Origin of the sequence: Haemophilus haemolyticus, assembly GCF_001679045.1 — a bacterium.
Taxonomy (GTDB): Bacteria; Pseudomonadota; Gammaproteobacteria; order Enterobacterales; family Pasteurellaceae; genus Haemophilus; species Haemophilus haemolyticus.
The window spans coordinates 42800-69124 of record NZ_LYCK01000014.1; the positions used below are offsets into that span (position 1 = coordinate 42800).

General features: G+C 39.1%; 21 protein-coding genes. 12 read left to right on the top strand and 9 right to left on the bottom strand.

The window, feature by feature from the left end:
* Positions 1–7 precede the first annotated feature (7 nt).
* The 4 genes from A8M50_RS07700 to nrfE are packed head-to-tail and all read right to left on the bottom strand — an operon-like array spanning position 8 to position 4798.
* The gene (locus A8M50_RS07700) at positions 8–1210 is read right to left on the bottom strand and encodes a BaiN/RdsA family NAD(P)/FAD-dependent oxidoreductase (RefSeq protein WP_005646226.1); all 1203 of its coding nucleotides are present in this window, start codon (positions 1208–1210) and stop codon (positions 8–10) included.
* Positions 1207–2364, bottom strand: a complete 1158-nt coding sequence (gene nrfF / locus A8M50_RS07705; RefSeq protein ID WP_005646251.1) for a heme lyase NrfEFG subunit NrfF — start codon at positions 2362–2364, stop codon at positions 1207–1209. The genes A8M50_RS07700 and nrfF overlap by 4 nt, the downstream gene beginning before the upstream one ends.
* Complete coding sequence (locus A8M50_RS07710) at positions 2361–2891, bottom strand: DsbE family thiol:disulfide interchange protein (RefSeq protein WP_005646224.1); 531 nt, start codon at positions 2889–2891, stop codon at positions 2361–2363. The genes nrfF and A8M50_RS07710 overlap by 4 nt, the downstream gene beginning before the upstream one ends.
* On the bottom strand, positions 2891–4798 hold the full coding sequence (gene nrfE / locus A8M50_RS07715; protein WP_005646233.1) for a heme lyase NrfEFG subunit NrfE: 1908 nt from the start codon (positions 4796–4798) through the stop codon (positions 2891–2893). Before nrfE ends, A8M50_RS07710 begins: the two co-directional genes overlap by 1 nt.
* A gap of 613 nt (positions 4799–5411) precedes the next feature.
* Here nrfE and A8M50_RS08925 point away from each other — a divergent pair.
* Positions 5412–12128: an ESPR-type extended signal peptide-containing protein gene (locus tag A8M50_RS08925; RefSeq protein WP_081277089.1), complete on the top strand. Its 6717-nt coding sequence runs from the start codon at positions 5412–5414 to the stop codon at positions 12126–12128.
* A gap of 105 nt (positions 12129–12233) precedes the next feature.
* On the opposite strand, the gene suhB is transcribed toward A8M50_RS08925, so the two are convergent.
* Entirely contained in the window at positions 12234–13037 is an 804-nt protein-coding gene (gene suhB / locus A8M50_RS07755) for an inositol-1-monophosphatase (RefSeq protein WP_005633301.1), read from the bottom strand.
* A 199-nt stretch (positions 13038–13236) separates the two neighbouring features.
* Between suhB and A8M50_RS07760 the strand changes: the two genes are divergently transcribed.
* The 8 genes from A8M50_RS07760 to degS all read left to right on the top strand — a co-directional run bounded on the left by A8M50_RS07760 (position 13237) and on the right by degS (position 21532).
* On the top strand, positions 13237–13755 hold the full coding sequence (locus A8M50_RS07760) for a type II secretion system protein (protein WP_005645912.1): 519 nt from the start codon (positions 13237–13239) through the stop codon (positions 13753–13755).
* A complete protein-coding gene (locus A8M50_RS07765; protein WP_032826561.1) occupies positions 13749–14465 on the top strand; it encodes a PulJ/GspJ family protein in 717 nt (238 codons plus the stop codon). The genes A8M50_RS07760 and A8M50_RS07765 overlap by 7 nt, the downstream gene beginning before the upstream one ends.
* Positions 14466–14494: 29 nt before the next feature.
* A complete protein-coding gene (locus A8M50_RS07770; protein ID WP_005645957.1) occupies positions 14495–15178 on the top strand; it encodes a DUF2572 family protein in 684 nt (227 codons plus the stop codon).
* Positions 15171–15458 carry a DUF5374 domain-containing protein gene (locus A8M50_RS07775; RefSeq protein ID WP_032826563.1) on the top strand — a complete coding sequence of 96 codons (288 nt, stop codon included), beginning with the start codon at positions 15171–15173 and terminating at the stop codon, positions 15456–15458. The genes A8M50_RS07770 and A8M50_RS07775 overlap by 8 nt, the downstream gene beginning before the upstream one ends.
* A 46-nt stretch (positions 15459–15504) precedes the next feature.
* Positions 15505–18876: an exodeoxyribonuclease V subunit gamma gene (recC, locus tag A8M50_RS07780; protein ID WP_032826564.1), complete on the top strand. Its 3372-nt coding sequence runs from the start codon at positions 15505–15507 to the stop codon at positions 18874–18876.
* Positions 18877–18938: 62 nt separating this feature from the next.
* The gene (nrdR, locus tag A8M50_RS07785; protein WP_005627362.1) at positions 18939–19388 is read left to right on the top strand and encodes a transcriptional regulator NrdR; all 450 of its coding nucleotides are present in this window, start codon (positions 18939–18941) and stop codon (positions 19386–19388) included.
* 2 nt (positions 19389–19390) lie between these two features.
* Positions 19391–20509, top strand: coding sequence for a bifunctional diaminohydroxyphosphoribosylaminopyrimidine deaminase/5-amino-6-(5-phosphoribosylamino)uracil reductase RibD (gene ribD / locus A8M50_RS07790; RefSeq protein ID WP_005645967.1), 1119 nt, complete (start codon positions 19391–19393; stop codon positions 20507–20509).
* Positions 20510–21532, top strand: a complete 1023-nt coding sequence (degS, locus tag A8M50_RS07795) for an outer membrane-stress sensor serine endopeptidase DegS (RefSeq protein ID WP_005645878.1) — start codon at positions 20510–20512, stop codon at positions 21530–21532.
* A 61-nt stretch (positions 21533–21593) separates the two neighbouring features.
* Here the strand turns inward: degS and mutM are convergent, their stop codons facing one another.
* The 4 genes from mutM to radC all read right to left on the bottom strand — a co-directional run bounded on the left by mutM (position 21594) and on the right by radC (position 23779).
* Positions 21594–22409, bottom strand: a complete 816-nt coding sequence (gene mutM, locus A8M50_RS07800; protein WP_005645919.1) for a DNA-formamidopyrimidine glycosylase — start codon at positions 22407–22409, stop codon at positions 21594–21596.
* 72 nt (positions 22410–22481) lie between these two features.
* Entirely contained in the window at positions 22482–22652 is a 171-nt protein-coding gene (gene rpmG, locus A8M50_RS07805) for a 50S ribosomal protein L33 (RefSeq protein WP_005613503.1), read from the bottom strand.
* Between the two features lie 11 nt (positions 22653–22663).
* Positions 22664–22900, bottom strand: coding sequence for a 50S ribosomal protein L28 (gene rpmB / locus A8M50_RS07810; RefSeq protein WP_005542826.1), 237 nt, complete (start codon positions 22898–22900; stop codon positions 22664–22666).
* A gap of 213 nt (positions 22901–23113) precedes the next feature.
* On the bottom strand, positions 23114–23779 hold the full coding sequence (gene radC, locus A8M50_RS07815; RefSeq protein WP_005645955.1) for a RadC family protein: 666 nt from the start codon (positions 23777–23779) through the stop codon (positions 23114–23116).
* A gap of 163 nt (positions 23780–23942) precedes the next feature.
* On the opposite strand from radC, the gene coaBC reads away from it, so the two are divergent.
* From coaBC to slmA, 3 genes are read left to right on the top strand one after another with little or no spacing between them, the layout of a single operon-like run.
* Positions 23943–25142 carry a bifunctional phosphopantothenoylcysteine decarboxylase/phosphopantothenate--cysteine ligase CoaBC gene (coaBC, locus tag A8M50_RS07820; protein WP_005645951.1) on the top strand — a complete coding sequence of 400 codons (1200 nt, stop codon included), beginning with the start codon at positions 23943–23945 and terminating at the stop codon, positions 25140–25142.
* Positions 25143–25192: 50 nt separating this feature from the next.
* Positions 25193–25648 (top strand): dUTP diphosphatase, encoded by a 456-nt coding sequence (dut, locus tag A8M50_RS07825; protein WP_005645940.1) that lies wholly within the window; start codon positions 25193–25195, stop codon positions 25646–25648.
* Between the two features lie 3 nt (positions 25649–25651).
* Positions 25652–26308, top strand: a complete 657-nt coding sequence (slmA, locus tag A8M50_RS07830; RefSeq protein ID WP_005645921.1) for a nucleoid occlusion factor SlmA — start codon at positions 25652–25654, stop codon at positions 26306–26308.
* Positions 26309–26325 lie beyond the last annotated feature (17 nt).

Here is a 26325-nt window from a genome sequence, read left to right on the forward strand (position 1 = left end):
CCTCACGCTATTCCGCAATCGCCATTGCACAAGCATAAGCCGAGCTCCACGCCCATTGGAAGTTATAGCCACCGAGCCAGCCCGTCACATCCAGCACTTCACCAATAAAATACAAACCCCTGACTTGATTACTTTCCATAGTTTTAGAAGAGATCATTTTGGTATCCACCCCGCCCATTGTCACTTCAGCTGTACGATAGCCTTCTGTGCCATTTGGAGTAAATTCCCAGTGATGAATAAAATCCACCAGATTTTTTACCCGCACTTTGCTGATATTAGCGATAACTTCATCTTGCACAAGGCCTTGTTCAATCCAAAGCTCAACCAATTTTTTCGGCAATAATCGAACCAAGATGGTTTTCAACATTTGTTTTGGCGAATGCTGTTTTGCTTGATTAATTTCCTCTTCCACATTGTGGTTCGGTAATAAATCGATTTCCACTGACTCAGTGGGCTGCCAATAATTGGAAATTTGCAATACCGCAGGGCCTGAAATACCACGATGAGTAAACAAAAGCTGGTTATGAAAAGATTTTCCGCACTGTGCCGTGATCGTGACTGGCAAGCTAATGCCTGAAAGTGTGGTTGAAAATTTATCTGTTTCTCGATACGTAAAAGGTACCAAACTCGCGCGTGGAGGAATAACGGGAATGGCAAATTGTTCCGCGATTTGATAGCCAAATGGCGTTGCGCCAAGCCCTGGCATAGAAAGCCCGCCCGTAGCAACAATCAAATTTTTACATTGCCATTGAGTTGAATTTATCTGTAAAACAAACCGCACTTTTTCATCATGTTGAATCTGTTCAACTTGAGAAACTTCGCTACGCAATAAAATCTTAGCGCCATATTTATCGCATTCAGATTTCAGCATTTCAACGATTTGTTCTGCGCCCTCATCGCAAAATAATTGCCCCAATTCCTTTTCGTGATAAGCAATCCCCTGCTCCGCCACTAAGGAAATAAAATCCCAGTTGGTATAACGCGCAAGCGCCGATTTGACGAAATGAGGATTTTGCGAAAGATAATGAGCAGGCGTAACCTCTAAATTGGTGAAATTACAAAATCCACCGCCCGACATCAAAATCTTACGTCCAATTTTTTTGCCGTTGTCGAAAACTGTCACCAACTTGCCTAACTTAGCCAATTGTGCAGCACAAAATAATCCTGCTGCCCCCGCACCAATAATAATGTTTTCAGAATATTGGCTCACGGATTTTGCCCTTTTTCACCACGTTGTAAAAAATCCAACATCTTCATTCGTTGAATAACTGAACGACGATCCACTGCCGCATTACCAGAATCTAATAATTGTTGTAAATATACACCGGCTTGCTGATATTGACGATTTTCTAAGGCAATCGTCGCCAGCAAAGAAAGGCTCGATACTTCATTTTTATCTTTTGCCAAAGCTTCATTCAAAAGTTGTTCGACTTTTGGTGTCACTTGCTGGCCTGCTTGATAATAAAGTGCGGTGGCTGCCAAACCTAAAATATTAGGTTTACTGCCTGATATTTTTTCTGCGTTAGAATAAGCAATAAGCGCACTGTCAAATTCATTATTCTGCACATAGGCTTCCCCAAGTTGAAGCCAAGTTTCCGTATTATTCGGATCAGTTCTCAGTTTATTTTGGATCTTCTCAATCACATTTTCATTTTTGTGTTCATCATTCATTTCAATATTTTGATTATGTTGCTCAATCATCGATTGCTCGCCTTGTTGAACACGACTAAAACGATCAAGAGAAAAATAATAAGCGGTTGGAATAGCAATTAATAAAAAGAAAATCACAAAAGAAAGTTTGTAATTACTTTTCCCAAAGAAATCTGTCTTTTGTTCCTTTTGCTTAGGATCCGAATGAGACTCAGCATTAACAGAAAAATATCGCTGTTCTTTTTCCAACGCAGTTCCCTGCTCGACTAAAGATAGAGCCAATTTTTTTCTATTTGAGAAATAAAGCAATGCTGCAGCTAAAATTAAAAGAGTGACTGGCAACAGCCACAATAACGCCGTATTCCATTTAAACGGCGGTTTGTAATTCACAAAATCACCAAATCTAGCGGTCATTTGATCAATAATTTGCTGATTACTTTTGCCCTCATCCACCATTTTGTACACTTCAAGACGCAAGTCATAAGCAATAGGCGAATTAGATTCCACCAAATTTTGGTTTTGACATTGTGGACAGCGTAAAGATTTTGCCAACTCTACGGCGCGAGTACGATCATCCTGATTTTGGAATTGATAGGTATCCACCATTTCCGCTTGGGCAAATAAGGAAAATGCGAATAAAAGTGCGGTCGCAAAAAAGACTATTTTTTGAACCTGAATAAAACCACGAGTAAAAATATCTAATATGCTTTTCATTTGTTCTTCAATGCTTCAATTTTTGGCAAAAATACCGTTTGCCAAGTTTCTTTATCCAGTAAACCTGAATGACGATAACGAATCACACCATTTTCATCCACAAGATAAGTTTCTGGCGCACCATCCACGCCTAATTTTAATCCCAATTCCCCATGACTATCATCAATAGTTAAGACGAAAGGATTGCCCATTCGCTTGAGCATTTCAATGCCATTTTGAGGGTTGTCGCGATAATCCACGCCCACAATAGGCAACGTTTTTGCAATCTCAATTAACAACGGATGTTCTTCTTTGCAATAACCACACCAACTGCCCCATACATTTAATAAAAATGGCTGTTTAGGGAAATCTTTCGGGCTTACGATTTGTGATGGCTCATGTAAATTAGCCTGATAAAACTCTGGAACAGGTTTATCAATTAAAGCCGATGCAATTTTTTTTGGATCTTGATTTAACCCAGCAATTAATAATACACACACGCCTAAAAGCACAAAGAGCGGTGCAAAAAAGATAAGTTTTTTGTTCATTATTTTTCCTGTTTTCTGCGTAATCCAAAAACACTACAAAGTGCACCAAAGGCCATTAAAATACCACCAGCCCAAAGCCAACGAATCAGTGGTTTATAGTGTAAGCGAAAAGTAAATTCTCCTTTGCCGAGAGAATCACCCATCACAATATATAAATCGCCCCAAAAACCGCCATCAAGCCCCACTTCACTCATTGTCATTGTTCGCACATCGTAATAACGGCGCTCTGGGATAATTTCTGCATAAGGCTTGCCATTTTCAGTTACGTCAAAAAAGGCGACTTCCGCGGTAAAGTTTGGCCCAATTTCATTAGAAAATTGGCGATAATGAAATTCATATTGCCCCAACGTTTGACTTTGTTGCGGTGCTAAACGCACACCAATTTCGCTGCCAAAATAACCACTCATTACCGCACCGATAGTCACAATCGCCACGCCACAATGCGCTAAAATCATACCAAATTGAGACAAACGAATTTGTCTCCAATTTTGCCACAAAGTGACGAACAAAAGCCAAATCGCAAGAGTTAATAACACAAAGGCGAAAGCATGGAAATTTAATGCTGAATTATGGCGTAGCTGTTGCCAAATCATCAAGCCAGCAAGAATTAAAGACGGAATCAGCAACCATACGCAACGTATCAATAATGTGCGATCAAATTGCATCCAACGAATGGTGAGTGAAATCACCATTAGGATTAAAACCACCGTAATAATTGGGAAGAAAATACTATTAAAATAAGGACTTCCCACCGAAATTGATCCCCAATTCATTGCTTGGAATAACATCGGGTAAAAGGTGCCTAAAAAGGTGGAAACAGTGGCAATGGTAAGCAAAATATTCAGCAATAAAATGCCACCCGATTTAGAAACGAACTGAAATTTCACCGCACTTTCTGATGAACTGCCCGCTCGTAAGGCGAATAACCCAAAGGCTAACACTGTCAAAACAAAGAAAATTAATAACAACACATAACCGCGCGTGTTATCCAATGCAAAAGCGTGCACAGAAGTGAGAGCGCCAGAACGAACAATAAACGTGCCTAATACGCTAAAGGCAAAAGCAAGCAAAGAAAAAAGCGTTGTCCAATAACTAAATACGCCTTGTTTTTCCGTCGCCATTAAACTATGTAATAACGCCAAACCAAGCAACCAAGGCATTAAAGACGCATTTTCTACGGGATCCCAGAACCACCAACCGCCCCAGCCGAGTTCGTAATAAGCCCACCACGCACCGAGCACAATCCCAATGGTTAAAAACAACCAAGAAACCAACACCCAGCCACGCATTGATCGTGCAATTTGTCGTGCTGATTGATTATAAATCAACGCACTCAAACTCATCGCAAAATTTACCGCAAAGCCCACATAACCAACATATAACAAAGGCGGATGGAAAATTAATCCCACATCTTGCAACATTGGATTGAGATCGCGACCTTCTGCCGGTGCAGGGAAAATGCGTCCAAATGGATTGGAATAAAATAAAATAAACACTGCAAAACCAAAGCAAATCAATCCCAATAAAGATAAAGATTGAGCGGAAAAAGTGCGGTCATTTTTTCGATTAAAAAAAGCAAAAGCAGCAAGCCATAAACTCAATGAAAATAACCAAAACAACATTGAACCTTCATGCCCGCCCCAAGTGGCAGCCACTTTAAAAAATGTAGGTAATTGGGAATTAGAATGTGCCGCTACATATTCAAGGGTGAAATCATCCACCGCAAAAGAATAAGCAAGCAAACCAATTGATAACGTCGTCGCAAGGGTAAAAATATAACTAAGCGGCCAAGCGGCATTAATTAAAGTCGAATTTTTTTTGAATAACCCAAATTGAGGCACTAACGCAAGAAAAAATGCGCTAGCTGTTGCGAGTAAAAGAAGGAAAAAGCCAAGTTCTGGAAGCATAATGTCGTCGTTTTCTTCGTTGAGGTTCAGATTCGTCCATTGACGAGTTATTTACTAATTAAAAAACACACGCCAATTTAAATCCGTATTAAAGTGCATTTTTCTCACCCGAATTCTACCGAAAATCCTAAATTTTGCACGTGGTTTGTGATTAAAACTAATTGCATAATAAAGAATAAATAACATGAAATAAATAACATGAATAAATAGAAAAAATATGCAGGTTATGGTTATGGTTATTATTCTTAAAAATTTTCTTTCTATTTCAAATAATAAAGTGGTACAATCTCTTCCCAAATTCTATTTGTCTATTTCTAGTTCAGTAAACAAATGAATTGATATCTCTAAAAAGTTAATCTCACTATTTTTATAATAAATCAGGTCATAAAATGAACTTTATACATTGCATAACATGGAATGTTATTGGCTTTTTTAATGCAACAAAGTCATTACTCACTCAATTAGTTTTTCACATCTTTCTACTTTCCAGGCGGAAACATTCTTTTCATTAAACACTTTAATTTGTAAAACCATCCACTCATTCAATCTTCTCAAGTTTTCCTCTGAGTATTGAACTGGGACATCTCAATTTTTCAAAATAGGATTAAAAAATATGAATCATATCTATAAAGTTATTTGGAATACGATCACACAAACATGGGTTGCCGTTTCCGAACTTAGCCGAGCAAAAGGCAAAACAAAATCAAGTAAAACATTAAGTGCGGTAGTTTTAGCAGCAGTTTCTGCTGGGGCTATTATTGGGGATGCTGAAGCTGCAAGATCAGCTATACCTCCTGGAGAAGTTATTGGAAACGGCATGGCAATTGGTACAGGCAGCTTTGCTAATAACCACGATTCTGTTGCGTATGGCAATAAAGCTCAAGCCAAGGATGGATATGCCGTTGCAATTGGTGCAAATGCAGTTACGGAAAGAGTGACTGCAGGTTCAGTAGGCGTTGCGGACTCCAGAGGTCAAATCGCTATTGGTAGCAATAGCTACGCTAAAAAAGAGGGAGATACAGCTATTGGTTCCAATGCAAAAGCTGAAGGACAATTTTCAACAGCTGTAGGTAATGGAGCTCAAGCTCTAGGAAATAATTCATCTGCGTTTGGTGAAGGTGCGCAAGCCAAGGCTGATTACAGTACAGCTTTAGGTAAAGGCGCCGAAGCAAAAGAGATGTATGCAATAGCATTAGGCAAAGAATCACACGCAGAAAAAAGCTTTAGTACTTCCGTTGGTTTTAAAACAGAAGCCAAAGGATTATCTTCTCTAGCTCTTGGCTCTGGAGTTGTCCCTAGCGAGGATTTAACAGGAGATGGTAAAATCGATGAAGATGATATTGCAGTGAACAGAACAATTGCAGATGGTAAGGCTGCATTTGCAGCTGGTGCATCAGCAAACGCTACCGGCTCGTACGCATCTGCACTTGGTGGCGAATCTAAAGCTACAGCAAACAACGCAACAGCACTAGGTAAACAAGCTACTGCTTCTGGAGACTCTGCAGTTGCAGTTGGAGCAACAGCACGAGCAACCAATATCTATGATGCCGCATTTGGCTCAAACGCTACAGCCAGTGGTAGTTATTCTTCTGCATTTGGTAATAATTCTCAAGCAACTAAAGCGGACGCATCTGCCTTTGGTAATGAAGCAAAAGCCTTAGAAGTAAATGCAACATCGGTGGGGGCGCATAGCAAGGTAGATACTGGAGCAACATACGGCTCTGCGTTAGGTCGAGAAGCGAGTGTTACAGCCGCAAATGGCACGGCACTAGGAAGCTTATCAAGCGTAACAGCCGAGAACGGTACGGCTGTAGGTACTAGCGCAACTGTAACCAAAGCAGGTGGCGTAGCATTAGGTCAAGGATCAGCATCTACTCGAGCTGCATTAGATGGTAAAAACATCACAATCAGCTCAGAAGGCAATGTCGTAAAATCAAATCATATTACTGATGATAATGATAAAAATAATAACAACAATGACGTTTATGCCCCAGTTAAATTAATCAACGATCCTAAAATATTAACACGAGTAAAAGATACTATTAAAGGTACTGCCGGTGCAGTCTCCCTAGGTAACGACACCACTACTCGCCAACTCACTAATCTAGCACCAGGTAGCGCAGATTCTGATGCTGTAAACGTGGCGCAATTAAAGGCGGTTGTGGGGACAATCAAACATTATAACGTGACCTCTAAAGATGGGGATATTACCGTTAATCCCGATACCACCGATCCAAATAAGACTGTTTGGGATTTAAAAATAAATCCTAAATATAAAATCAAATATTTCTCTGTTAAATCTAGCGGTGGCGGAAATGAAAATAATGATGGAGCGAAAGGCAATAATGCTATTGCCATAGGTAAAGATACGATAGCTCGCAGTCAAAAAACTATAGCATTAGGTAACGAAGCAATTACTGATGCAGAATTCTCCATGGCTATAGGAACAGCTGCACATACTCGTGCAAGAAGTGCGGTCGCCTTAGGTAAAGATTCTCGTGCTTATGGTGAAAATGGTTTTGCATTAGGCAACAATGCAATTTCTGATCAAAATAGTGCATTAGCACTTGGTCCTAATGCTAATGCGATGGCAACAGATGCTATTGCTATGGGAAAATCAGCGTCTTCCGCTGGTGACCAAAGCATTTCGATTGGTGTAAATTCTTCAGTTTCAGGAAATAAATCTGTTGCTATCGGTGCGGGCGCAACTGCGGGTTCACAAAATAAAGCGGTGAATGAGTATATTAGTGCACAAAAAGACTATCAAACAAAACTTTATGATTATGATAGAGCCTTCCGGGAGATTATTGCTGGAGATAAAGCGACACTAGATGAATTGCGTAAAATTACGAATAGTAATGATGCCATTAATGCGATAAATCAAATAAAAACAGCTACGAGCAACAATGCAAAAGTAACTGCCCTGATCACAAAAGCTCAACTTGCAGATAAATCTAAAGATTCAAGGGATCAAAAAAGAAATGCATATGATATAGCTATAAGTAATGAAGGAAACACCGTAGCCATTGGCTCAGGTGCCATAGCAAACATCGCCAATGGTATTGCTTTAGGTTCAGAATCAAAAACAACTGCACCTTCAGGTCAAACTGGCTTTGATGCATCTACACATGATGAGCGAGCAAATCACTATAGTGGACTCAATGGAAAAACGCTTACCTCTAACCTTGCTGGACTATCAATTGGTAATGGTGACAAAACCCGTCAAATCAACCACCTAGCTGCAGGTAAAGAAGATGATGACGCGGTAAACGTAGCGCAATTAAAATCCGTGAACCTTGCCTTCAAAGGTGACAACAATACAAAAGGTGATGTACGTTTACACGATCAACGTTTATCTGTTGTTGGTGCGACAGATAGTTTTATTACAACCAAAGCAAATGATAATAAATTAGAAATCAATACAACCAAATCAAACGAACTTCAATTCACAGCGGGGGCTGCCAACAATATTACCACGCCAACCGGATTAACTACCGATAAAGCAGTTGCTAATGCTATTAATAATAGCGGCTGGACATTACAAGCTGGTGATAAAACAGTAGGCTTAATTAACCCAGGCGATAAAGTCAATATTGCATCAGGTAATGGCATTACCGTGACACCAACTACAGAAGCGAATGGCGTTTCTAAAATTACCATTAATGCGACAGTTGCTGGTATTCAAGCGGGTGATAATGTAACAGTGAAGACCACAAATGGCGTTTCTACCATTAACGCCATTGACACCAATACTCAAGCAAGTGTATCTAAAGCAACGAATAGCCCAATCACAATTAACGCAACTGGTGCTGATAATGCTAAAAACTATGAGTTAGATGTTGCAGTTGATGGTAAAACTATTAGCAAGAAGGGCGGGGTGCTAAGTGCAGCAACAACCGACCTCAACGTTAGCAATAAGGGCGGTGTTGAAAACGTCACTGGAGATGACGGTAAAAAATTGGTCAATGCAACCACTGTAGCTAAAATTGTAGGTGATACATACTGGACAGCAAAACAAGGTGGGCACACAGAGGATAACACCGAATCAACTGACGCTGCTGATAGCAAAATCAAAGCTGGGGATGAACTCACTTTTGCTTCAGGTAAAAACATGGCATTGAAAAAGGATGGCAATAAATTTATCTACGGTACAAAAGATGAGGTCACATTCACAACTACCAATACAACTAACCTTGCGGTAAATCCAAACGGTAAATTTACTGTAGGTGCAGGCTCAACCATTAACATGGGTGACAATATCATTCATGGCGTGAAAGCAGGTGAAGCCAACACGGATGCGGTAAATGTGGCTCAGTTGAAAGCGAATGCTGCAACTGTTGTTGCGGGTAAAAATGTATCTGTAGATGTTGCAGAAAATGCATCAACAGGTAAAACATTTACCGTGCATTCAGAAAAAACAACTGTATCAAAAGAGGATAATAGTCCAATTACATTAACCCCAACCCCGAATACAACAGAGCATACAACAGATTATAAAGTTGGCTTAGACATTGATGAGGGCACGCTTGAGGTTAAAAACGGAAAATTAGCCGCTAAAGCTCAGGCGAAAGCGATTGAGGTTGTCGAGCGCAAAGAAGACAATGACAACATTGCACAGGTAGATGTGAAATCAGGCAAAGCTAAAGGTGATGCAGGTGCAACTTATCAAGTTAGCGTGACTAAAAATGATGTGAAAGATGTGGCGAAAGAAGCTGTTGATGTGAGAGGTAGTGATTTTATTACCGTCACCCCGAAAGATGGGGAGCATTTAAAAACCCATACAGTTGCGGCTAAAACAGGTACGATTGCTGTCACAGAAGCAACAGGCGCAGTGACCCCTATTACAACTGCAACAGGTTTAGTGACTGATAAAACAGTCGCCGATGCGATTGCAAAATCAGGTTTCCAATTAAAACAAGGGGATGAAACTACAGCTAAAACTGTTATCAACCCAGGTGATAGCTTAACCTTTAAAGATGGACAGGGCACCAAAGCAGTTGTTAATGCGAATGGCGATGTTCAAGTGAATGCGAACGTAGCAAGCTTAACAGGTGGAGATAATGTCACTGTTGATAATGATGGTAATGGCAATTTCACAATTAAGGCAACAGATACCAACACGCAAGCGAGTGTATCTAAAGCAACGAATAGCCCAATCACAATTAACGCAACTGGTGCTGATAATGCTAAAAACTATGAGTTAGATGTAGCTGTTGATGGCACCACTATTACAAAAACAGGTGGCGTATTAAAAGCTGTTATCCCAGCCGTTGAAAAAGTGGATTTAACCGTTAATAAAACAGGCGATAACGCAGGTAAAGTTGAAGCACCAAAAGACACAGACAAAGGCAAGCTGGTTACAGCAGAAAATATTACGAAAGCGATTAACGAAAGTTATTGGGTGGCTAAACGTGGCGATAGCGTAACAACCAATGAGGACTCTGGTGACGGAGATAGCAATGTTGCAGCGGGTAATAACGTGACTTTCGTTGCAGGTAAAAACATGGCGTTACAAAAATCCGGCAACAAGTTTATCTATGCTACGAAAGATGACGTGACATTTACCAATGTAACCACAACCAATACAACCACCACGAACTTAACTGTGAAGAGTGGTGGAAATGTGGATATGGGTGGAAACCAAATTCACAATGTGAAAGCAGGTACTGATGACAATGATGCCGTGAATTTGAAACAGTTGAAAGAATTTAAAAATGAAGTGGGTGGCTATGGCTGGAACCTAAGCGTAAATCACGGCAAGGATGCAAGCAAAATCACGAGAGATACTACAGTCGATTTGAATAATGATGATGGCAATATCAAAATTGCGAAAAACGGCTCAAATGTAACATTAAGCCTGGGACCTGATGTTAGCTTAGGTAAATCTGGCAAAGATGGAAAAGATGGCTCACTTGCTGTTCGTGGCAAAGATGGCGCATCTGTTGAAATCAGCGGTAAAGATGGATCTATCGGATTAACTGGTCCGAAAGGAAAAGATGGTACACCAGGAGCTAGTGCAACGATTACCGTAGAAAAAGGCACGACAACGGTTAATGATGACCGTGATGGTGGTAAAGAGGTTACTCGCATTGTTTATACTGACAAAGATAAAAATGGTAACGACATCAAACGTGAAGTTGCGACTTTAGATGATGGCTTGAAATTTAAAGGCGACTCTAAAGAAGTGATTAATCGTAAGTTAGGTTCTCAAGTAAATATTACAGGTGGGGCAGACTCAACTAAACTCACTGAAAATAATATCGGTGTGGTTTACGACAAAGAGACCAACGGCTTGAAAGTTAAACTTTCTAAAGATGTTAAGTTGGGTAATGATGGTACTATCACTATTGGCGATACAGTTGTAAATAATGATGGCTTAACAATAACAGGTGGACCAAGTGTAACTAAAGGTGGTGTCAATGCTGGTAATCAATCCGTTACTAATGTGAAAGATGGCACAGCAGATAACGATGCAGTAAATGTGAAACAATTAAAAGCCGCGAAAACAGAAGTTGAAGCTGGTGAAAATATTGAGATCACATCTCGTACAGATGCAACAAATGGTCAAACTATCTATAAAGTGAGTGCGAAAGGTATTAATGATACTTCTGCAGCAGTTGAAGCTGGTTCTAATCATGTTAAAGTGACAAAAGCTGATAAGACGCGTAAAGATGGTTCAACAAGTGTGACTGACTATACCGTTGATCTTTCAGATAAAACGAAAGAAGATATCAAGAAAGGTGTAGATGCGCATACAAAAGTTACCACGGAAGGTTTAACCTTTAATGCAGATACAGGCACCACCGGTGTGAAAAAACTAGGTAGCAAGGTGGCTGTCAATGGTGATGGTAAAAACATTACCACCACTGCAGATGAAAACGGTGTGAAAGTATCGATGAAAGATGATATTAAAGTAAACTCTGTCACTGCAAAAGAAGTGAAAGTAGGTGACGTTAATATCAACGAAAACGGTATCAACGCTGGTGGTAAACGTATTACCAATGTTGCACCAGGTAAAGATGGCACTGATGCTGTAAATGTAAACCAATTAAAATATGTTGCAGGTAATATCAGCAATCAAATCAATAATGTTGATAAAGGCTTACGTGCAGGTATTGCGGGTGCTTTAGCATCAGGTGGGTTATATCATGTTACGACAGCAGGTAAATCTATGGTGTCTGTCGGTGCAGGTACATATCGTGGACAAAATGCGTTAGCGGTGGGTTACTCTCGCTTATCAGATAATGGTAAAGTTGGAGTTAAATTCACGGTAAACAGCAATTCACAAGGCCATGCAGGTGCAAGTGCAAGTGTTGGCTACCAATGGTAATTAACTTGTAAGTAAAATAAAAACCCGGCGAAAGTCGGGTTTTTTATTATCTAAACGTAGCTAAAAAAATAGCGCCCTATTGGCGCTATTCTAGTTATCAAAGAATTAATTATTAAATTCAGCACCTAAACAAGGGCGGATTTTATTTAACATTTCTTTTATTACGCGTGATGGTGCGGCAATGATATTGCCACTGCGTAAGTAGCCGTTACCTGCATCAAAATCACAGACTAAACCACCCGCTTCACGCACGATTAAATCGCCAGCTGCGCAATCCCATGCTTTTAAGCCCATTTCAAAATAGCCATCAATACGGTTTGACGCCACATAGCATAAATCCAATGCTGCAGAACCAGTGCGACGGAAATCTGCGGCATCTTCAATTAAGGCATTCATCATTGCAAATTGAGTTGGCATTAATTTTGGTTGTTTGAATGGGAAACCGGTCGCTAAAATTGAACCTTGAATTTCACGTTTACTATCTACACGTAAACGTACTTCATTTAATTTTGCGCCTTCACCACGCACCGCGGTAAATAATTCATTACGGATTGGATCGTAAACAACACCAACTTCAGTACGATTTTTTACACGAATTGCGATAGACACGGCAAAATGAGGAAGGCCCGTCATAAAATTACGGGTACCATCTAGTGGATCAATCACCCATTGAACATCGCTATCTTTGCCTTCAAGCGCACCTGTTTCTTCGCTGATGATGGTGTGGTCAGGATAAGATTTACGAATAATTTCAATGATTTCTGCTTCTGCCGCTTTATCAACGTTTGTCACATAATCATTAATACCTTTTTGAGTGCTTTCGATAGCATCACGGCGTTCATAATTTTTAGCAATCACATTGCCCGCTTTTCGTGCCGCACGAATTGCGATATTTAACATTGGATTCATATTTCCACCAGATTTTAAAGAACAGAAAAATTCCGCGCCATTATAGCGAGATTTGCCAAAATAACCAGTTGAAAATCATAAAACAATGGTTTTTATAGGTTTTCAGGAAAAGTTTGCGATACGGATCGCAAAAATAGTATGAAGCGATTTTTCTACTCATTATTTACCATTAAAGTGCGGTAGAAAATTGGAGAGTTTTATGCAGAAAGGTGTGACATTAGTGGAATTATTGATTGGGTTAGCCATTATCAGCATTGCGCTGAGTTTTGCCGTGCCATTATGGCAAACGGATTCACCTAAAACGATTTTAGCCAAAGAGCAACATCGCCTGTATTTATTTCTACGCCAAATTCAGGCTCGTGCAGAAAATTCATCAGAAGTGTGGTTCTTACTTATCAATCGTAACCTTGCGACACAACAATGGTGCTTAACGGCACAAGTAAAAAACGATCAAACTTGTGATTGTTTAAACCCAACAAACTGCCCGAAAGAAGCCTATGCTCATTTTTACTATCCTTATTTTCCTAAAAAAACGATGATTCAAAGCCATTATATTTATCCCAAAGAAATAACAAGGTTTTATGGTGCTCGTAATACCAGTGTTACTCGTTGCTTTATTCTACAAGCGGAAAATGAACGTACATTATTTTCATTTTTCAATGTTGGCAGTATTCGTTTGAAAACCAATCAAGCGGCTAGTGCATGCAATCAATCATGAAAACATTATTAAAAGGACAAACCCTATTAGCACTGATGATTTCTCTGGCGTTGTCGTCTTTATTATTGCTAAGCATTTCGCATTTTTATGTGCAAATACAAACTCAAAATCAACACATGTTATTGCATTTAAAACTACAAGCAGAATTACAACGAATATTACAGCTTATTGGTAAAGATCTTCGTCGATTGGGATTTAGAGCATTAAATACAAAAGCAACAGAAAGCAATTTATCTTTATTTGAATTAGATGAACAAGGCACTGCCATTTTCATTAGCCAAGAAGATAACGCCCCACTTAACAGCTGCGTGTTGTTCTTTTATGATTTAAATAAAAATGGGTGTATTGGCAAAGATTCGCCGAAAACCTGTATGAAAAATGGGAAAAATACATCGAAAAACAGCACTGAAGAATTATTCGGTTATAAAGTGAGTAACAAAATGATAAAAACCAAACTGACTTATCAACGTGTTATTCCTACTAATTGCACAGCAGAAACTTGTAAACGTGCTTTTCAACAATCAGCTTGCAACGCTGGAGGCGGTTGGACGGATTTATTAGACAACAATGAATACGAAGTCACTACCCTACAATTTAATTGGTTAATTGAAGGCAAAGGATTAGAAATCAAGCTAAAAGGAAATTTAAAACAAACCCCAAACATCAGTTATGAAACATCCCTTGTCGTTGCGCTCTGGAATCAAAAATAACGGAATCAAAAATAACGGAATCAAAAATAATGACAATACAAAAAGGCATTATTACGCTGACCATTCTGATTTTTATTTCGGGATTATTAACCGCGCTCTTATTGTTAGATGACAGCCATTTAAGTTTTTTTCGTGCGCAACAAAATCAACGAAAACACTATGTGGAAAGAACATTACAACTGCAAAAAATGACAGAGGAGAAAAAACAAACTGCCTGCCTTGATTTACCGTTAAATAATAATGAAAGTGTAAAGCAAATCAGCATCACGCTTGATGGTGCCACCGATGCAATTCAATATTTTCTTTGGTGTGAAAGAATGAGTCTATTTAAAAAATCGCCTACACGAGGCGATAATCAAGGTGCATTGAAAGATTTTATTCACACAGAAAAACTCACGGATTTTAGATCGCACTTTCCTTCCCCGCCCAAGATTTTAAACGCGAATAAAACACCTAAACTTTATTGGTTTTCAGATTCACAAGCGGAAATTGAAATTAATGGTACCGTGTCTGCCGTATTAATTGCAGAGGGCGATTTAAAACTAACAGGCAAAGGACGGATTAGTGGCGCGGTGATCACCAACGGAAATTTAACTTTAGATGGGGTAACGTTGGCCTATGGAAAACCTGTCGTAACAACCTTAGTGCAACAATATAGCCAGTGGCAGTTGGCAGAAAAAAGCTGGAGTGATTTTAATGTTCCAGATGAATAAAGGCATGTCGCTCACTACCCTATTATTTTCTTTAGCTTTATTTAGCCTTTTATTTATTGCTTTCAATCAATGGACGGCAAGCCAGCGAAAAAGTGCGGTGAAAACTTATCAAGATTTTCAGGCGATACAGATTGCGGAGAATCAAGCTCAACGCCAATTTTTAGGACTAGCTTGTGAACAATTAATACAACAAAATAGCTTAACTTTTCGCGTTCAATGTGAAAACAAACGCGTCATTGTGCGTTATCCAATGGGTGAAATTTCGATAAAAACTAAGTAGAATGGCATTGTCTTTTTCTAGATTAAATCATCAAAAGGTCGCCATTGTGTTCATTGTTTATTATTCCAATCAACTCGAAAAACAAAAAGAAATTCTTTCGTCCTTATTCAAATCTTTACCGCCTGAAGATCCTTTTCAGCAAGATATTATCTTGGTGCAAAGCCCGGGTATGGCGCAATGGCTGCAAATTGAATTAGCGAAAGAAACAGGCATTTCAGCGAACCTCAAATTTCCTATGCCAGCAAGTTTTATTTGGCAACTTTATGCTCAAAATTTACCCGCGACGGCATTAGAAAACCCTTTTGATAAAGATTCAATGACATGGCGTTTAATGCGCTTAATCCCGACTTTTCTAGAGAAAAAAAGTTTTTCACCTTTACGCAATTATTTAGCATCCTCGCCTCATTCTGAACAATACAAACTTTATCAACTCAGCAGCAAAATTGCCGATTTATTTGACCAATATTTAGTTTATCGACCAGAATGGATTTTTGCTTGGGAAAAAGGCGAAGATGAACAAATTACTGCTCAAATACAAAAACAACAACCTAACCTGAATAATACGTTGTTTGAGCAAATTCAAGGCAATACAAAATGGCAAGGTGAGTTATGGCGTGCATTGGTTGTCGATGTTAAATCAGATGTGGGTGATGCCACACATCGAGCGGCTTTGCATAATCAATTCTTAGCCTTACTTGCTGATAAAAAAGCACCGAAAAAATTACCTTCACGCATATTTATTTTTGGTATTCCTGCGCTTCCAACTGCTTATCTCAATATTTTGCAAGCGATGTCATCAGAAGTGGATATTCATTTATTTTTTAATAATCCATGCCAAGAGTATTGGGGAGATATTAGCGATTTACGCCTCGATTATTTGCGTTCTCGTCACCGTTATCAATTGGATAAACCAGATAAAAATCAACCGCTCTTTTCCGAGGATCAACTTTCTCAACTAGAAAACGCTCAGTTTGATGTCACTTATCAAAAAGAAAACCTTCAAGTAGGTAATCCGTTACTGGCGGCTTGGGGAAAAATGGCGCGAGATTTTCTCTATACATTGGTGAGAGATGAAGAACATATTCCAACTTATCCTGTCAATGCTTATCAAGAAATTAAATCGAACAGTTTACTTGGACAATTGCAGTCTCAAATTCTGCATTTAGAAAATAAACCGTTAAATATCGCAAAAAATGACCGCGCTTTAACCCTACATTCTTGCCACAGTGCTATGCGGGAAGTAGAAGTATTGCACGATTATTTACTGGATTTATTCAATCAAGATCCTAACCTTACGCCAAAAGATGTGGTTGTTATGGTGGCAGATATAAACCAATACACACCTTATATTCAGGCAGTTTTTGGACAAAAAAATGGAGATGCGCCACAAATTCCATTTTCACTTTCAGATAATAAACTTTCAGAAAGCGATGTGTTGGTCTCAAGTTACTTAGCCTTATTGCGCTTAAAAGAAAGCAATTTTAGTGCAGAAGATGTCTTAGCATTGTTGGATATTCCTGCGATGCGAGAACGATTTAATATTTCTCTTGCTGATTTGCCATTAGTGAGAGAATGGGTGGCAGATTCAGGGATTCGTTTCGGTTTGCAAAAAAATCAAGATAGCATCAATTTCAATTCTTGGCAGGCTGGATTAGAACGAATGATTTTAGGCTATGCGATGCGTGAAGAACACGGCATTTGGCAAGAAAGTCTGGGGTTAAACAGCAGCTATGGCTTAAAAGGTGAACTTGCTGGAAATTTATCTCACTTTTTCACCGCACTTTCCGCGCTGCATGAAACGCTGCAACAAGCGCATTCTATTGAAAAATGGCAAGAAATTTTAACCGCACTTTTATCAGATTTCTTCTTGCAAAATGAAGACACAAGCGACACGATTTTCTATATTCAAGAGAAAATTAATGAATTAGCTGAGCATCTAAAATCTCTCCATTTTACTGAAGAATTACAAGCAGATGTGATTGCCGATGTCATCACAATGAAATTAGAAGATTCACCAAATAGCCTCAAATTCCTTGCAGGAAAAGTAAACTTCTGCACCTTATTACCAATGCGTTCTGTACCATTCAAAGTGGTTTGTTTACTTGGAATGAATGATTCGGATTACCCAAGAACACAAACACCAAACAGTTTTGATTTAATGCAATATCACCATCAAAAAGGCGACCGTGTTCGCCGTGATGATGATCGCTATTTGTTCTTAGAAGCCTTATTGGCAGCACGTGATTATTGCTATATCAGCTATGTTGGCCGTTCCATTACAGATAATCAACCGAAAGAACCTTCTGTATTGGTAAGCCAACTCTTAGATTATATTAATCAAGGGCAAAGCGAAAATACTCTTACGGTGATTGAGCATCCGATGACGGCATTTAGCCCAGATAATTTCAAATATAACGAGAAATTCACCCGCTCTTTTGCGACAAAATGGTTGCCAATAGCAAAATTTGACGCGAGTTCCAACAATTCAGAATTTGCCGTCACAATGACAGAAAACCCAGAAAAAATCGAAGAAATTGAACTGGATCGTTTAGTCAGCTTTGTTGAAAACCCTGTGAAATTTTTCTTTGAAAAACAACTTGGTGTCTATTTCCGCGATGAAGATGATCGTATTGCCGACAGTGAAAACTTTACCTTAAGTGGGTTAGATAATTACGCGCTCAATAATGACTTAATCTACCTTGATGAACAAAATTTTGCTGATTATTTTAGACAAGCAGAAGTTAAAGGCGTGTTACCTCGAGCCGAATTTGGAAAGGTTTGTGCAGAAAATATTCGGAACAATGTTCTAGAATTTAAAAAGAAAATAGCAGATCTTGGCGAAGCCAAACATGCTTCCGTCGATTTCAATCTCTCCGTAGATTGGCGAAATGAAAATCAAGAAATTCGTCTATTTGGTTATATGGAGCCTTTATTTGGCGATGATTCACAGGTGATTCAATGGCATTTTGCGAAATACAAAGATCGCTATTGTATCCGCCCTTGGATTTATTATTTGATTCAATGTGCCACACAAGAAAATGAGGTACCTCCAAAATTAATTACGCAAGATCAAGTGATCGAATTACCGCCTATTGAGCATGAAACTGCTATCGCTCAATTACAAACTTACGTAAAAGATTATTTACAAAGCCAAATAGAAATTCAATTGGTGCCAACCATAAGAAATATTAATGATTTTATTGTGGACGATGAAAGTGCGGTAGATTTTGACAATATTTCTACAAAACTTCAGGAACTGGGGGAAGACAGCTACGGCGCTCAAGCAGAACCATATTGGTCACGCATATTGGCGCAAACCTCAAGATTTGAACAAACTGGAAATATCGAAAAATTATTAAAACAAACAAAAGATTGGTTTGGTTTGTTATTTGCACAAAAGAAAACGAGAAAGGCATAAAGCTAATCGTCAAAGAACCGATTTTTTGCTAAGATAACGGCCTTTTTTACGGAGAATTGTCTATGCGCTGTCCATTTTGTTTTACAGAAGAAACCAAGGTAATTGATAGCCGTTTGGTATCGGATGGCTATCAGGTTCGCCGCCGTCGTGAGTGCGGTCATTGCCATGAGCGTTTTACTACCTTTGAAACAGCCGAATTAATCGTACCAAAAATTATTAAAACTGACGGCACTCGAGAGCCGTTCAATGAAGATAAATTACGCAGTGGTATTCAGCACGCATTAGAAAAACGCCCTGTAAGTGCGGATGATGTTGAACAAGCAATTAATCATATAATCTTTCAATTACGCGCGACGGGTGAACGTGAAGTACCAAGTAAACTGGTTGGAAAACTCGCGATGAATGAGTTAAAAAAACTCGATAAAGTAGCTTATATTCGTTTTGCATCAGTCTATTTGAGTTTTGATAATATTAATCAATTCACCAAAGAGATTGAGAGCTTAAAGGATTAACCATGAGCGAATTTTCCGCACAAGATCGCAAATTTATGCAACGCGCCTTGGATTTAGCCGCCAAAGGTCAATATACCACCACACCGAATCCATCGGTGGGATGCGTATTGGTAAAAAATGATGAAATTGTGGGGGAAGGCTTTCATTTTAAGGCAGGACAACCTCATGCCGAACGTGTTGCCTTAGCTCAAGCTGGCGAAAATGCCAAAGGTGCAACTGCTTACGTCACCTTAGAGCCCTGCTCTCATTATGGTCGCACACCGCCTTGTGCATTAGGATTAATCGAGGCTGGGGTAGTGAAAGTCATTGCTGCTATGCAAGATCCGAATCCTCAAGTCGCAGGGAAAGGTTTGAAAATGTTGTCTGATGCAGGCATCGAAAGTGCGGTGAATTTATTAAACGATCAAGCGGAAAAAATAAATAAAGGCTTTTTAAAACGAATGCGTCAAGGTATGCCTTTTGTTCAACTAAAACTCGCGATGAGTTTAGATGGACGAACAGCAATGGCAAGTGGAGAAAGTAAATGGATTACAGGCCCTGATGCTCGTTCGGACGTACAAAAAATGCGCGCAAAATCATCCGCACTTTTATCTACTTCTGCGACAGTACTTGCAGATGATCCAAGCCTTAATGTTCGTTGGGATGAATTCCCTGAAAATCTTCAAACAGAATATAAAAAAGAAGATCTTCGACAGCCTGTGCGAGTCATTTTAGATTCACAACATCGCATTCAGCCGACTCATAAACTTTTTTTAACTCATTCTCCCGTTTGGTTAGTTTCTAATGAACCGCGAGATTTAGCAGGCTTTCCTGATTTCTGTGAACAAATTATTCTTCCAAAAGAAAATTTACTAAAAGAATTAATGCAAGAACTGGGAAAACGCCAAATCAATACCCTTTGGGTAGAAGCTGGAACAAATTTAGCGGGCAGTTTAATTGATGCGAAATTAGTCGATGAGTTGATTATTTACGTTGCGCCCAAATTACTTGGCGACAATGCTCGTGGTTTATGCCAATTACCGAATTTAACTAAACTTGCCGATGCACCATTATGGCAACTCAATGAATTAGAACAAATCGGTGACGATATAAAATTAACCTACACACCGAAAGGAATCTAAATGCTTAAAAAACTTTTCAATTCCGCACTTTGGGGCTTGGCTGCTGCGGGCGTGATTTTGTTTGCGGTTCCAAGACTGAATAACAGCAATATCTTCACTTCAGACGATATTGTATCGTTCAAAAATGCAGTGCGTATTGCCTCTCCAGCAGTAGTGAATGTTTATAACCGCTCTTTTTCTTCAGCCAGCATTAATGATAACGATCAGCTACAAGTGAATAACTTAGGTTCTGGCGTGATTATGAGTAAAGATGGCTATATTCTGACGAATAAACACGTTATCCAAAATGCGGATCAAATTGTAGTTGCGTTGCAAAACGGAAATATTTTTGAGGCTAGTCTTGTTGGTTCGGATAATCTCACTGATCTCGCTGTTCTCAAAATTCGTGCAAATAATCTTTCAACTATTCCACAAAACTCATATCGTCAAGCTCACGTTGGTGATGTGGTATTAGCTATCGGTAATCCCTACAACTTAGGGCAAAGCGTATCACAAGGTATTATTAGTGCAGTGGGACGTAATGCCGTAGGTGATTCTGTTGGCAGACAGAACTTTATCCAAACCGATGCTTCAATTAACCGCGGCAACTCAGGTGGCGCATTAATTAATTCTGCAGGGGAATTGGTTGGAATCAGCACCCTTAGTATTGGCAAAACCGCCAATGAAATCGCAGAAGGACTAAATTTTGCCATTCCAATGGATATTGCAAATGATGTTTTGCAGAAAATTATACGAGACGGGCGTGTTATCCGAGGATATTTTGGTGTGCAAAGCGACATTAGTTCAAGTAGTGAAGAAGGCATAGTCATCACTGGTGTAAGCCCGAATAGCCCAGCAGCAAAAGCAGGCATTCAATTAGGCGATGTCATTTTGAAATTAAATAATCAAGAAGGCATTTCAGCCCGAGAAATGATGCAAATTATCGCAAATACAAAACCTAATTCAAAAGTTCTCGTCACTATTCTACGATTAGGCAAAATTTTACAACTTCCTGTTGTCATTGAAGAATTTCCAGTAAATTAAAAATAGCGGTCGTTTCTGGCCGCTATTTTCATCTCTCTTTTCCATAGAAAACCAACTCACCCTAGCCCATTTTCTGACATTTCGGGCAAAAGAAACTATTACGCTGCCCTATCACTAAACTTTCAATGTTTGTACCGCACTTCGGACAAGGTTTATCTTTATTGCCATATACCAATAATTCTTGTGCAAAATAACCTGGGCGCCCATCTGGCTGTAAAAAATCTTTAAGTGTCGTTCCACCTTGGATAATGGCTTTTGTCAATACATCTTTAATCGTGTTCACTAAGGAAATACATTGATTGCGAGTCAAATTTTTAGCGAGTTTAAGTGGATGAATACCACAAATAAATAAACTTTCATTCGCATAAATATTACCAACACCCACCACCACAGAGTTATCCATCAAGAAGGTTTTAAGTGCGGTCGATTTTTGACGAGATTTTTTGAATAAATATTCTGCGTTAAATTCATCAGAAAGCGGTTCAGGCCCTAGCTTTAAGAAAAGATGAAAGTCATCTAAATTCTCCGTCCACAACCATGCACCGAAACGACGAGGATCGTTATAACGTAATAATTTGCCATTATTCATCACAATATCAATATGATCATGTTTATCTATTACGCTATCCTGTGGCACAATTCGCACCGAACCTGACATGCCCAAATGCCCGATGATATAGCCTTTTTCCGTGTGAATAATCAAATATTTTGCTCGACGAGTGAGATCGACAATTTTTACATTTTTTAGCGTTATCAATTCCTCTGATACGGCCCAGCGCAATGTAGGCTGGCGCACAACAACTTTCTCAATCGTAAAATTCTTAAGATAAGGGCTAATACCACGTAGTGCAGTTTCAACTTCGGGAAGTTCCGGCATGATTTGTTCCTTAATAAATTTGTGATACAAAAAAACCCGAACAATGTTCGGGCTTTTTCTAAATAAGCAAAATTATTTGATTTTTGCTTCTTTATAGATAACGTGTTTACGCACTACTGGATCAAATTTTTTGATTTCCATTTTTTCAGGCATATTACGTTTGTTTTTATCAGTTGTGTAGAAGTGACCGGTCTCTGCAGTAGAAACTAAACGGATTTTCTCACGAGCGCCTTTAGCTGCCATTTTTTAGCTCCTTAGATTTTTTCGCCACGAGCACGGATTTCAGCTAATACTGCATCAATGCCTTTTTTATCAATAATACGCATACCTTTCGCAGTTAAACGTAAGGTTACGAAACGGTTTTCACTTTCAACCCAGAAACGGTGAGTGTGAAGGTTTGGAAGAAAACGACGACGTGTCGCATTCATCGCGTGTGAGCGGTTATTACCCACAGCTGGACGCTTGCCTGTTACTTGACAAACTCTAGACATAATAATCTCCAATAATTAAATATAAGCTCGAGCTTACGGTTCGGATTGTTTAAAGCCAGTTAAAACCAGCTTGCTACCTCGTCAGGTCGCGCTAATCCGACCCGCTTACTATATTAAAGGTCGCAAATTATACTGGCTTTGTTTTCATTTCTCAAGTGCAAATGCGATTTTCCTGAATGTAATCGGTAAAAAAATGGCCAACATTATAAAAATTTATAATAAAAAGTTCTCTGCAAAAGAATAGCAATCTGTTTTTCCGACAATTAAGTGATCAAGTACTCTAATTTCCATTAATTCTGCTGACTCCTGAATTTTTTTAGTAATAAGCTGATCCGAATAACTCGGCTCCGTTATACCCGAAGGATGATTATGCGCTAAAATTAAAGCAGCCGCATTACAATAAAGTGCTTCTTTGATTATTTCCCGAGGATAAACCGCTGATACATTAATTGTACCTAAAAATAACCGCTCTTTTTTTATCAGACGATGTTGATTATCCAAAAATAAAACCATAAACACTTCTCTTTCCTCATGTTGCAATTCAGTGAGTAAAAAAAGTTTTACCGTTTCAGGATCATTAATAATCGGGGTATTTAACATCTCTTGCTTTAAATAACGCTTGGTCATTTCCGTAATTGCTTGCAGTTGAATAAATTGCGTAATGCCTAAGCCTTTTACGGAACAGAAGGCTTTTTCATCTGCAGAAAGTAAAGCATGCAAGGAACCAAAATGTGATAAGACATTTTTCGAAAGCTGAATGACTGGGCATCCTTTTATACCAGTTCGTAAAAAGATCGCCAGCAATTCATAATCAGCGAGAGTTTCTACACCAAATTTAAGCAATTTTTCCCGTGGCATTAAATCATCATTGTTTTCCATAAGATATTGAACGAAAAATAGAAAAAATTTTGACCGCTCTTTTCTTGTTTTACGAGTAACTTATACAAAGTCTGCGATATGTATCGCAAAAATAGCATTGGGCATTCAATAAAATTAAAGTAAAATAACAGAATTGTGGCTAAGCACTAACAAAGGTTGAAACATGAAATTAAACGGAAAGCATATTGTAGTCGGCATAACTGGCGGTATTGCAGCCTATAAAACAATAGAGTTGATTCGTTTGTTACGCAAAGCAGAAGCCGAAGTACGTGTAGTATTAACCCCCGCTGCGGCAGAATTTGTTACTCCTTTAACGCTTCAAGCCATTTCAGGCAATGTTGTCTCACAATCTTTACTTGATCCACAAACAGAGCTAGCAATGGGGCATATTGAACTTGCCAAATGGGCTGATGCCATCATTATTGCGCCAGCTAGTGCAGACTTTATAGCCCGTCTTACTGTAGGCATGGCGAATGATTTACTTTCAACAATTTGTCTTGCGACTGATGCGCCAATTTTTCTTGCCCCAGCAATGAATCAGCAGATGTATCGCCAATCCATTACTCAACAAAATTTAACGACTCTTCAAACTCGAGGGATTGAGCTTATCGGCCCGAATAGTGGTTTTCAAGCCTGCGGCGATATAGGGAAAGGGCGTATGTCAGAACCAGAGGAAATTTTTGCTGCACTTTCTGATTTTGTCTCTCAAAAACAAGATCTGCAAGGATTAAATGTCGCCATTACAGCAGGCCCAACGCGTGAGGCAATCGATCCTGTTCGTTATATTTCTAACCATAGTTCAGGCAAAATGGGATTTGCAATTGCTGAAGCATTTGCAGAACGTGGGGCGAACGTCACGCTGATTTCAGGACCAGTGAATTTAACAACACCCAAAAATGTAAATCGAATCAATGTCATATCCGCACAAGAAATGTGGCAAGCCTCTCTTGAAAGTGCGGTGAAAAATCAAATTTTCATTGGTTGTGCAGCTGTTGCTGATTACAGAGTAGCTGAAGTCGCTGACCAAAAAATCAAAAAATCAGGGGATGAAATATCTATCAAGTTAATTAAAAATCCCGATATTATCTCAGATGTAGGACATTTAAAAACACATCGTCCTTTTACTGTTGGCTTTGCAGCGGAAACCCAAAATGTTGATGATTATGCAAAAGATAAACTTGAACGCAAAAATCTTGATATGATTTGTGCCAACGATGTATCTGGCGGACAAGTTTTTAACGCTGATGAAAATGCCTTGCAGCTTTTCTGGAAAAATGGTCATAAAAAATTATCGCTAAAATCAAAAGTGGAACTTGCAGCTGATTTAGTCAATGAAATCATCGAACACTATCAAAAGGCCTGATAATTTCAACCGCACTTTTACTTAACAACGAATTTCAAACGGAGTATGACATGAAAAAAATTGACGTAAAAATTTTAGATTCTCGCATTGGAAATGAATTTCCTCTGCCAACTTACGCAACTGAAGGTTCGGCAGGTCTTGATTTACGTGCTTTGATCAATGAAAGCTTTGAAATTCAACCAGGTGAAACCAAATTAATTCCGACGGGCCTTTCAATTTATATTGCGGATCCAAATTTAGCTGCAGTGATTTTGCCTCGCTCGGGTCTTGGTCATAAACACGGCATTGTGCTAGGAAATCTTGTAGGATTAATTGACTCCGATTATCAAGGGCCATTAATGGTATCAATATGGAACCGTGGAAATGAACCATTCAAAATTGAAGTCGGCGATCGCATTGCTCAACTTGTTTTCGTGCCAGTAGTACAAGCTGAATTTAATATTGTAGAAGATTTTCAACAAACCGAACGTGGTGCAGGCGGTTTCGGTCATTCAGGTAAACAATAATTTATGGTAGAAGAACAATTATCTTTATCAGGCGTGGAAGAGATTGCGCCTAAAATTGAAACACCAAAAATTGAAAAAAGAACGGTAAAAGAACGTCGTCAACAAGTGCTTACCGTGTTGATACATATGCTTCATTCCGAACGCGGCATGGAGCGTATGACAACGGCTCGTCTAGCAAAAGAAGTTGGGGTATCTGAAGCTGCGTTATATCGTTACTTTCCAAGCAAAACAAAAATGTTTGAAGCGCTCATTGAACATATTGAAAGTACGTTGTTGAGCCGAATTTCAGCATCAATGCGTAACGAAACCCAAACAATGAATCGCATTCATGATATTTTACAAACAATTTTAGACTTTGCCCGTAAAAATCCTGGGTTAACTCGAATTCTAACGGGTCATGCATTAATGTTTGAAGACGCTCAATTACAAGTTCGAGTCGCACAATTTTTTAATCGTCTTGAAATGCAGTTTGTCAATATTTTACAGATGCGAAAATTGCGTGAAGGACGCGGCTTTAATGTAGATGAACGCATAATTGCCTCGCATTTAGTGACACTATGTGAAGGACAATTTATGCGCTATGTTCGTACTAATTTCCGTCTGAATGCAAGCCAGTCTTTCGAACAACAATGGCGTTTTATCGAGCCACTTTTTGCCTAATTGACTTTACCGAGTAA

Excerpts from the sequence above, each read along its gene's own strand:
- nrfF (WP_005646251.1), bottom strand. The coding sequence starts at position 2,364 with ATGAAAAGCATATTAGATATTTTTACTCGTGGTTTTATTCAGGTTCAA.
- A8M50_RS07710 (WP_005646224.1), bottom strand. The coding sequence starts at position 2,891 with ATGAACAAAAAACTTATCTTTTTTGCACCGCTCTTTGTGCTTTTAGGC.
- nrfE (WP_005646233.1), bottom strand. The coding sequence starts at position 4,798 with ATGCTTCCAGAACTTGGCTTTTTCCTTCTTTTACTCGCAACAGCTAGC.
- A8M50_RS08925 (WP_081277089.1), top strand. The coding sequence starts at position 5,412 with ATGAATCATATCTATAAAGTTATTTGGAATACGATCACACAAACATGG.
- suhB (WP_005633301.1), bottom strand. The coding sequence starts at position 13,037 with ATGAATCCAATGTTAAATATCGCAATTCGTGCGGCACGAAAAGCGGGC.
- A8M50_RS07760 (WP_005645912.1), top strand. The coding sequence starts at position 13,237 with ATGCAGAAAGGTGTGACATTAGTGGAATTATTGATTGGGTTAGCCATT.
- A8M50_RS07770 (WP_005645957.1), top strand. The coding sequence starts at position 14,495 with ATGACAATACAAAAAGGCATTATTACGCTGACCATTCTGATTTTTATT.
- A8M50_RS07775 (WP_032826563.1), top strand. The coding sequence starts at position 15,171 with ATGAATAAAGGCATGTCGCTCACTACCCTATTATTTTCTTTAGCTTTA.
- nrdR (WP_005627362.1), top strand. The coding sequence starts at position 18,939 with ATGCGCTGTCCATTTTGTTTTACAGAAGAAACCAAGGTAATTGATAGC.
- ribD (WP_005645967.1), top strand. The coding sequence starts at position 19,391 with ATGAGCGAATTTTCCGCACAAGATCGCAAATTTATGCAACGCGCCTTG.
- degS (WP_005645878.1), top strand. The coding sequence starts at position 20,510 with ATGCTTAAAAAACTTTTCAATTCCGCACTTTGGGGCTTGGCTGCTGCG.
- mutM (WP_005645919.1), bottom strand. The coding sequence starts at position 22,409 with ATGCCGGAACTTCCCGAAGTTGAAACTGCACTACGTGGTATTAGCCCT.
- rpmG (WP_005613503.1), bottom strand. The coding sequence starts at position 22,652 with ATGGCAGCTAAAGGCGCTCGTGAGAAAATCCGTTTAGTTTCTACTGCA.
- rpmB (WP_005542826.1), bottom strand. The coding sequence starts at position 22,900 with ATGTCTAGAGTTTGTCAAGTAACAGGCAAGCGTCCAGCTGTGGGTAAT.
- radC (WP_005645955.1), bottom strand. The coding sequence starts at position 23,779 with ATGGAAAACAATGATGATTTAATGCCACGGGAAAAATTGCTTAAATTT.
- coaBC (WP_005645951.1), top strand. The coding sequence starts at position 23,943 with ATGAAATTAAACGGAAAGCATATTGTAGTCGGCATAACTGGCGGTATT.
- dut (WP_005645940.1), top strand. The coding sequence starts at position 25,193 with ATGAAAAAAATTGACGTAAAAATTTTAGATTCTCGCATTGGAAATGAA.
- slmA (WP_005645921.1), top strand. The coding sequence starts at position 25,652 with ATGGTAGAAGAACAATTATCTTTATCAGGCGTGGAAGAGATTGCGCCT.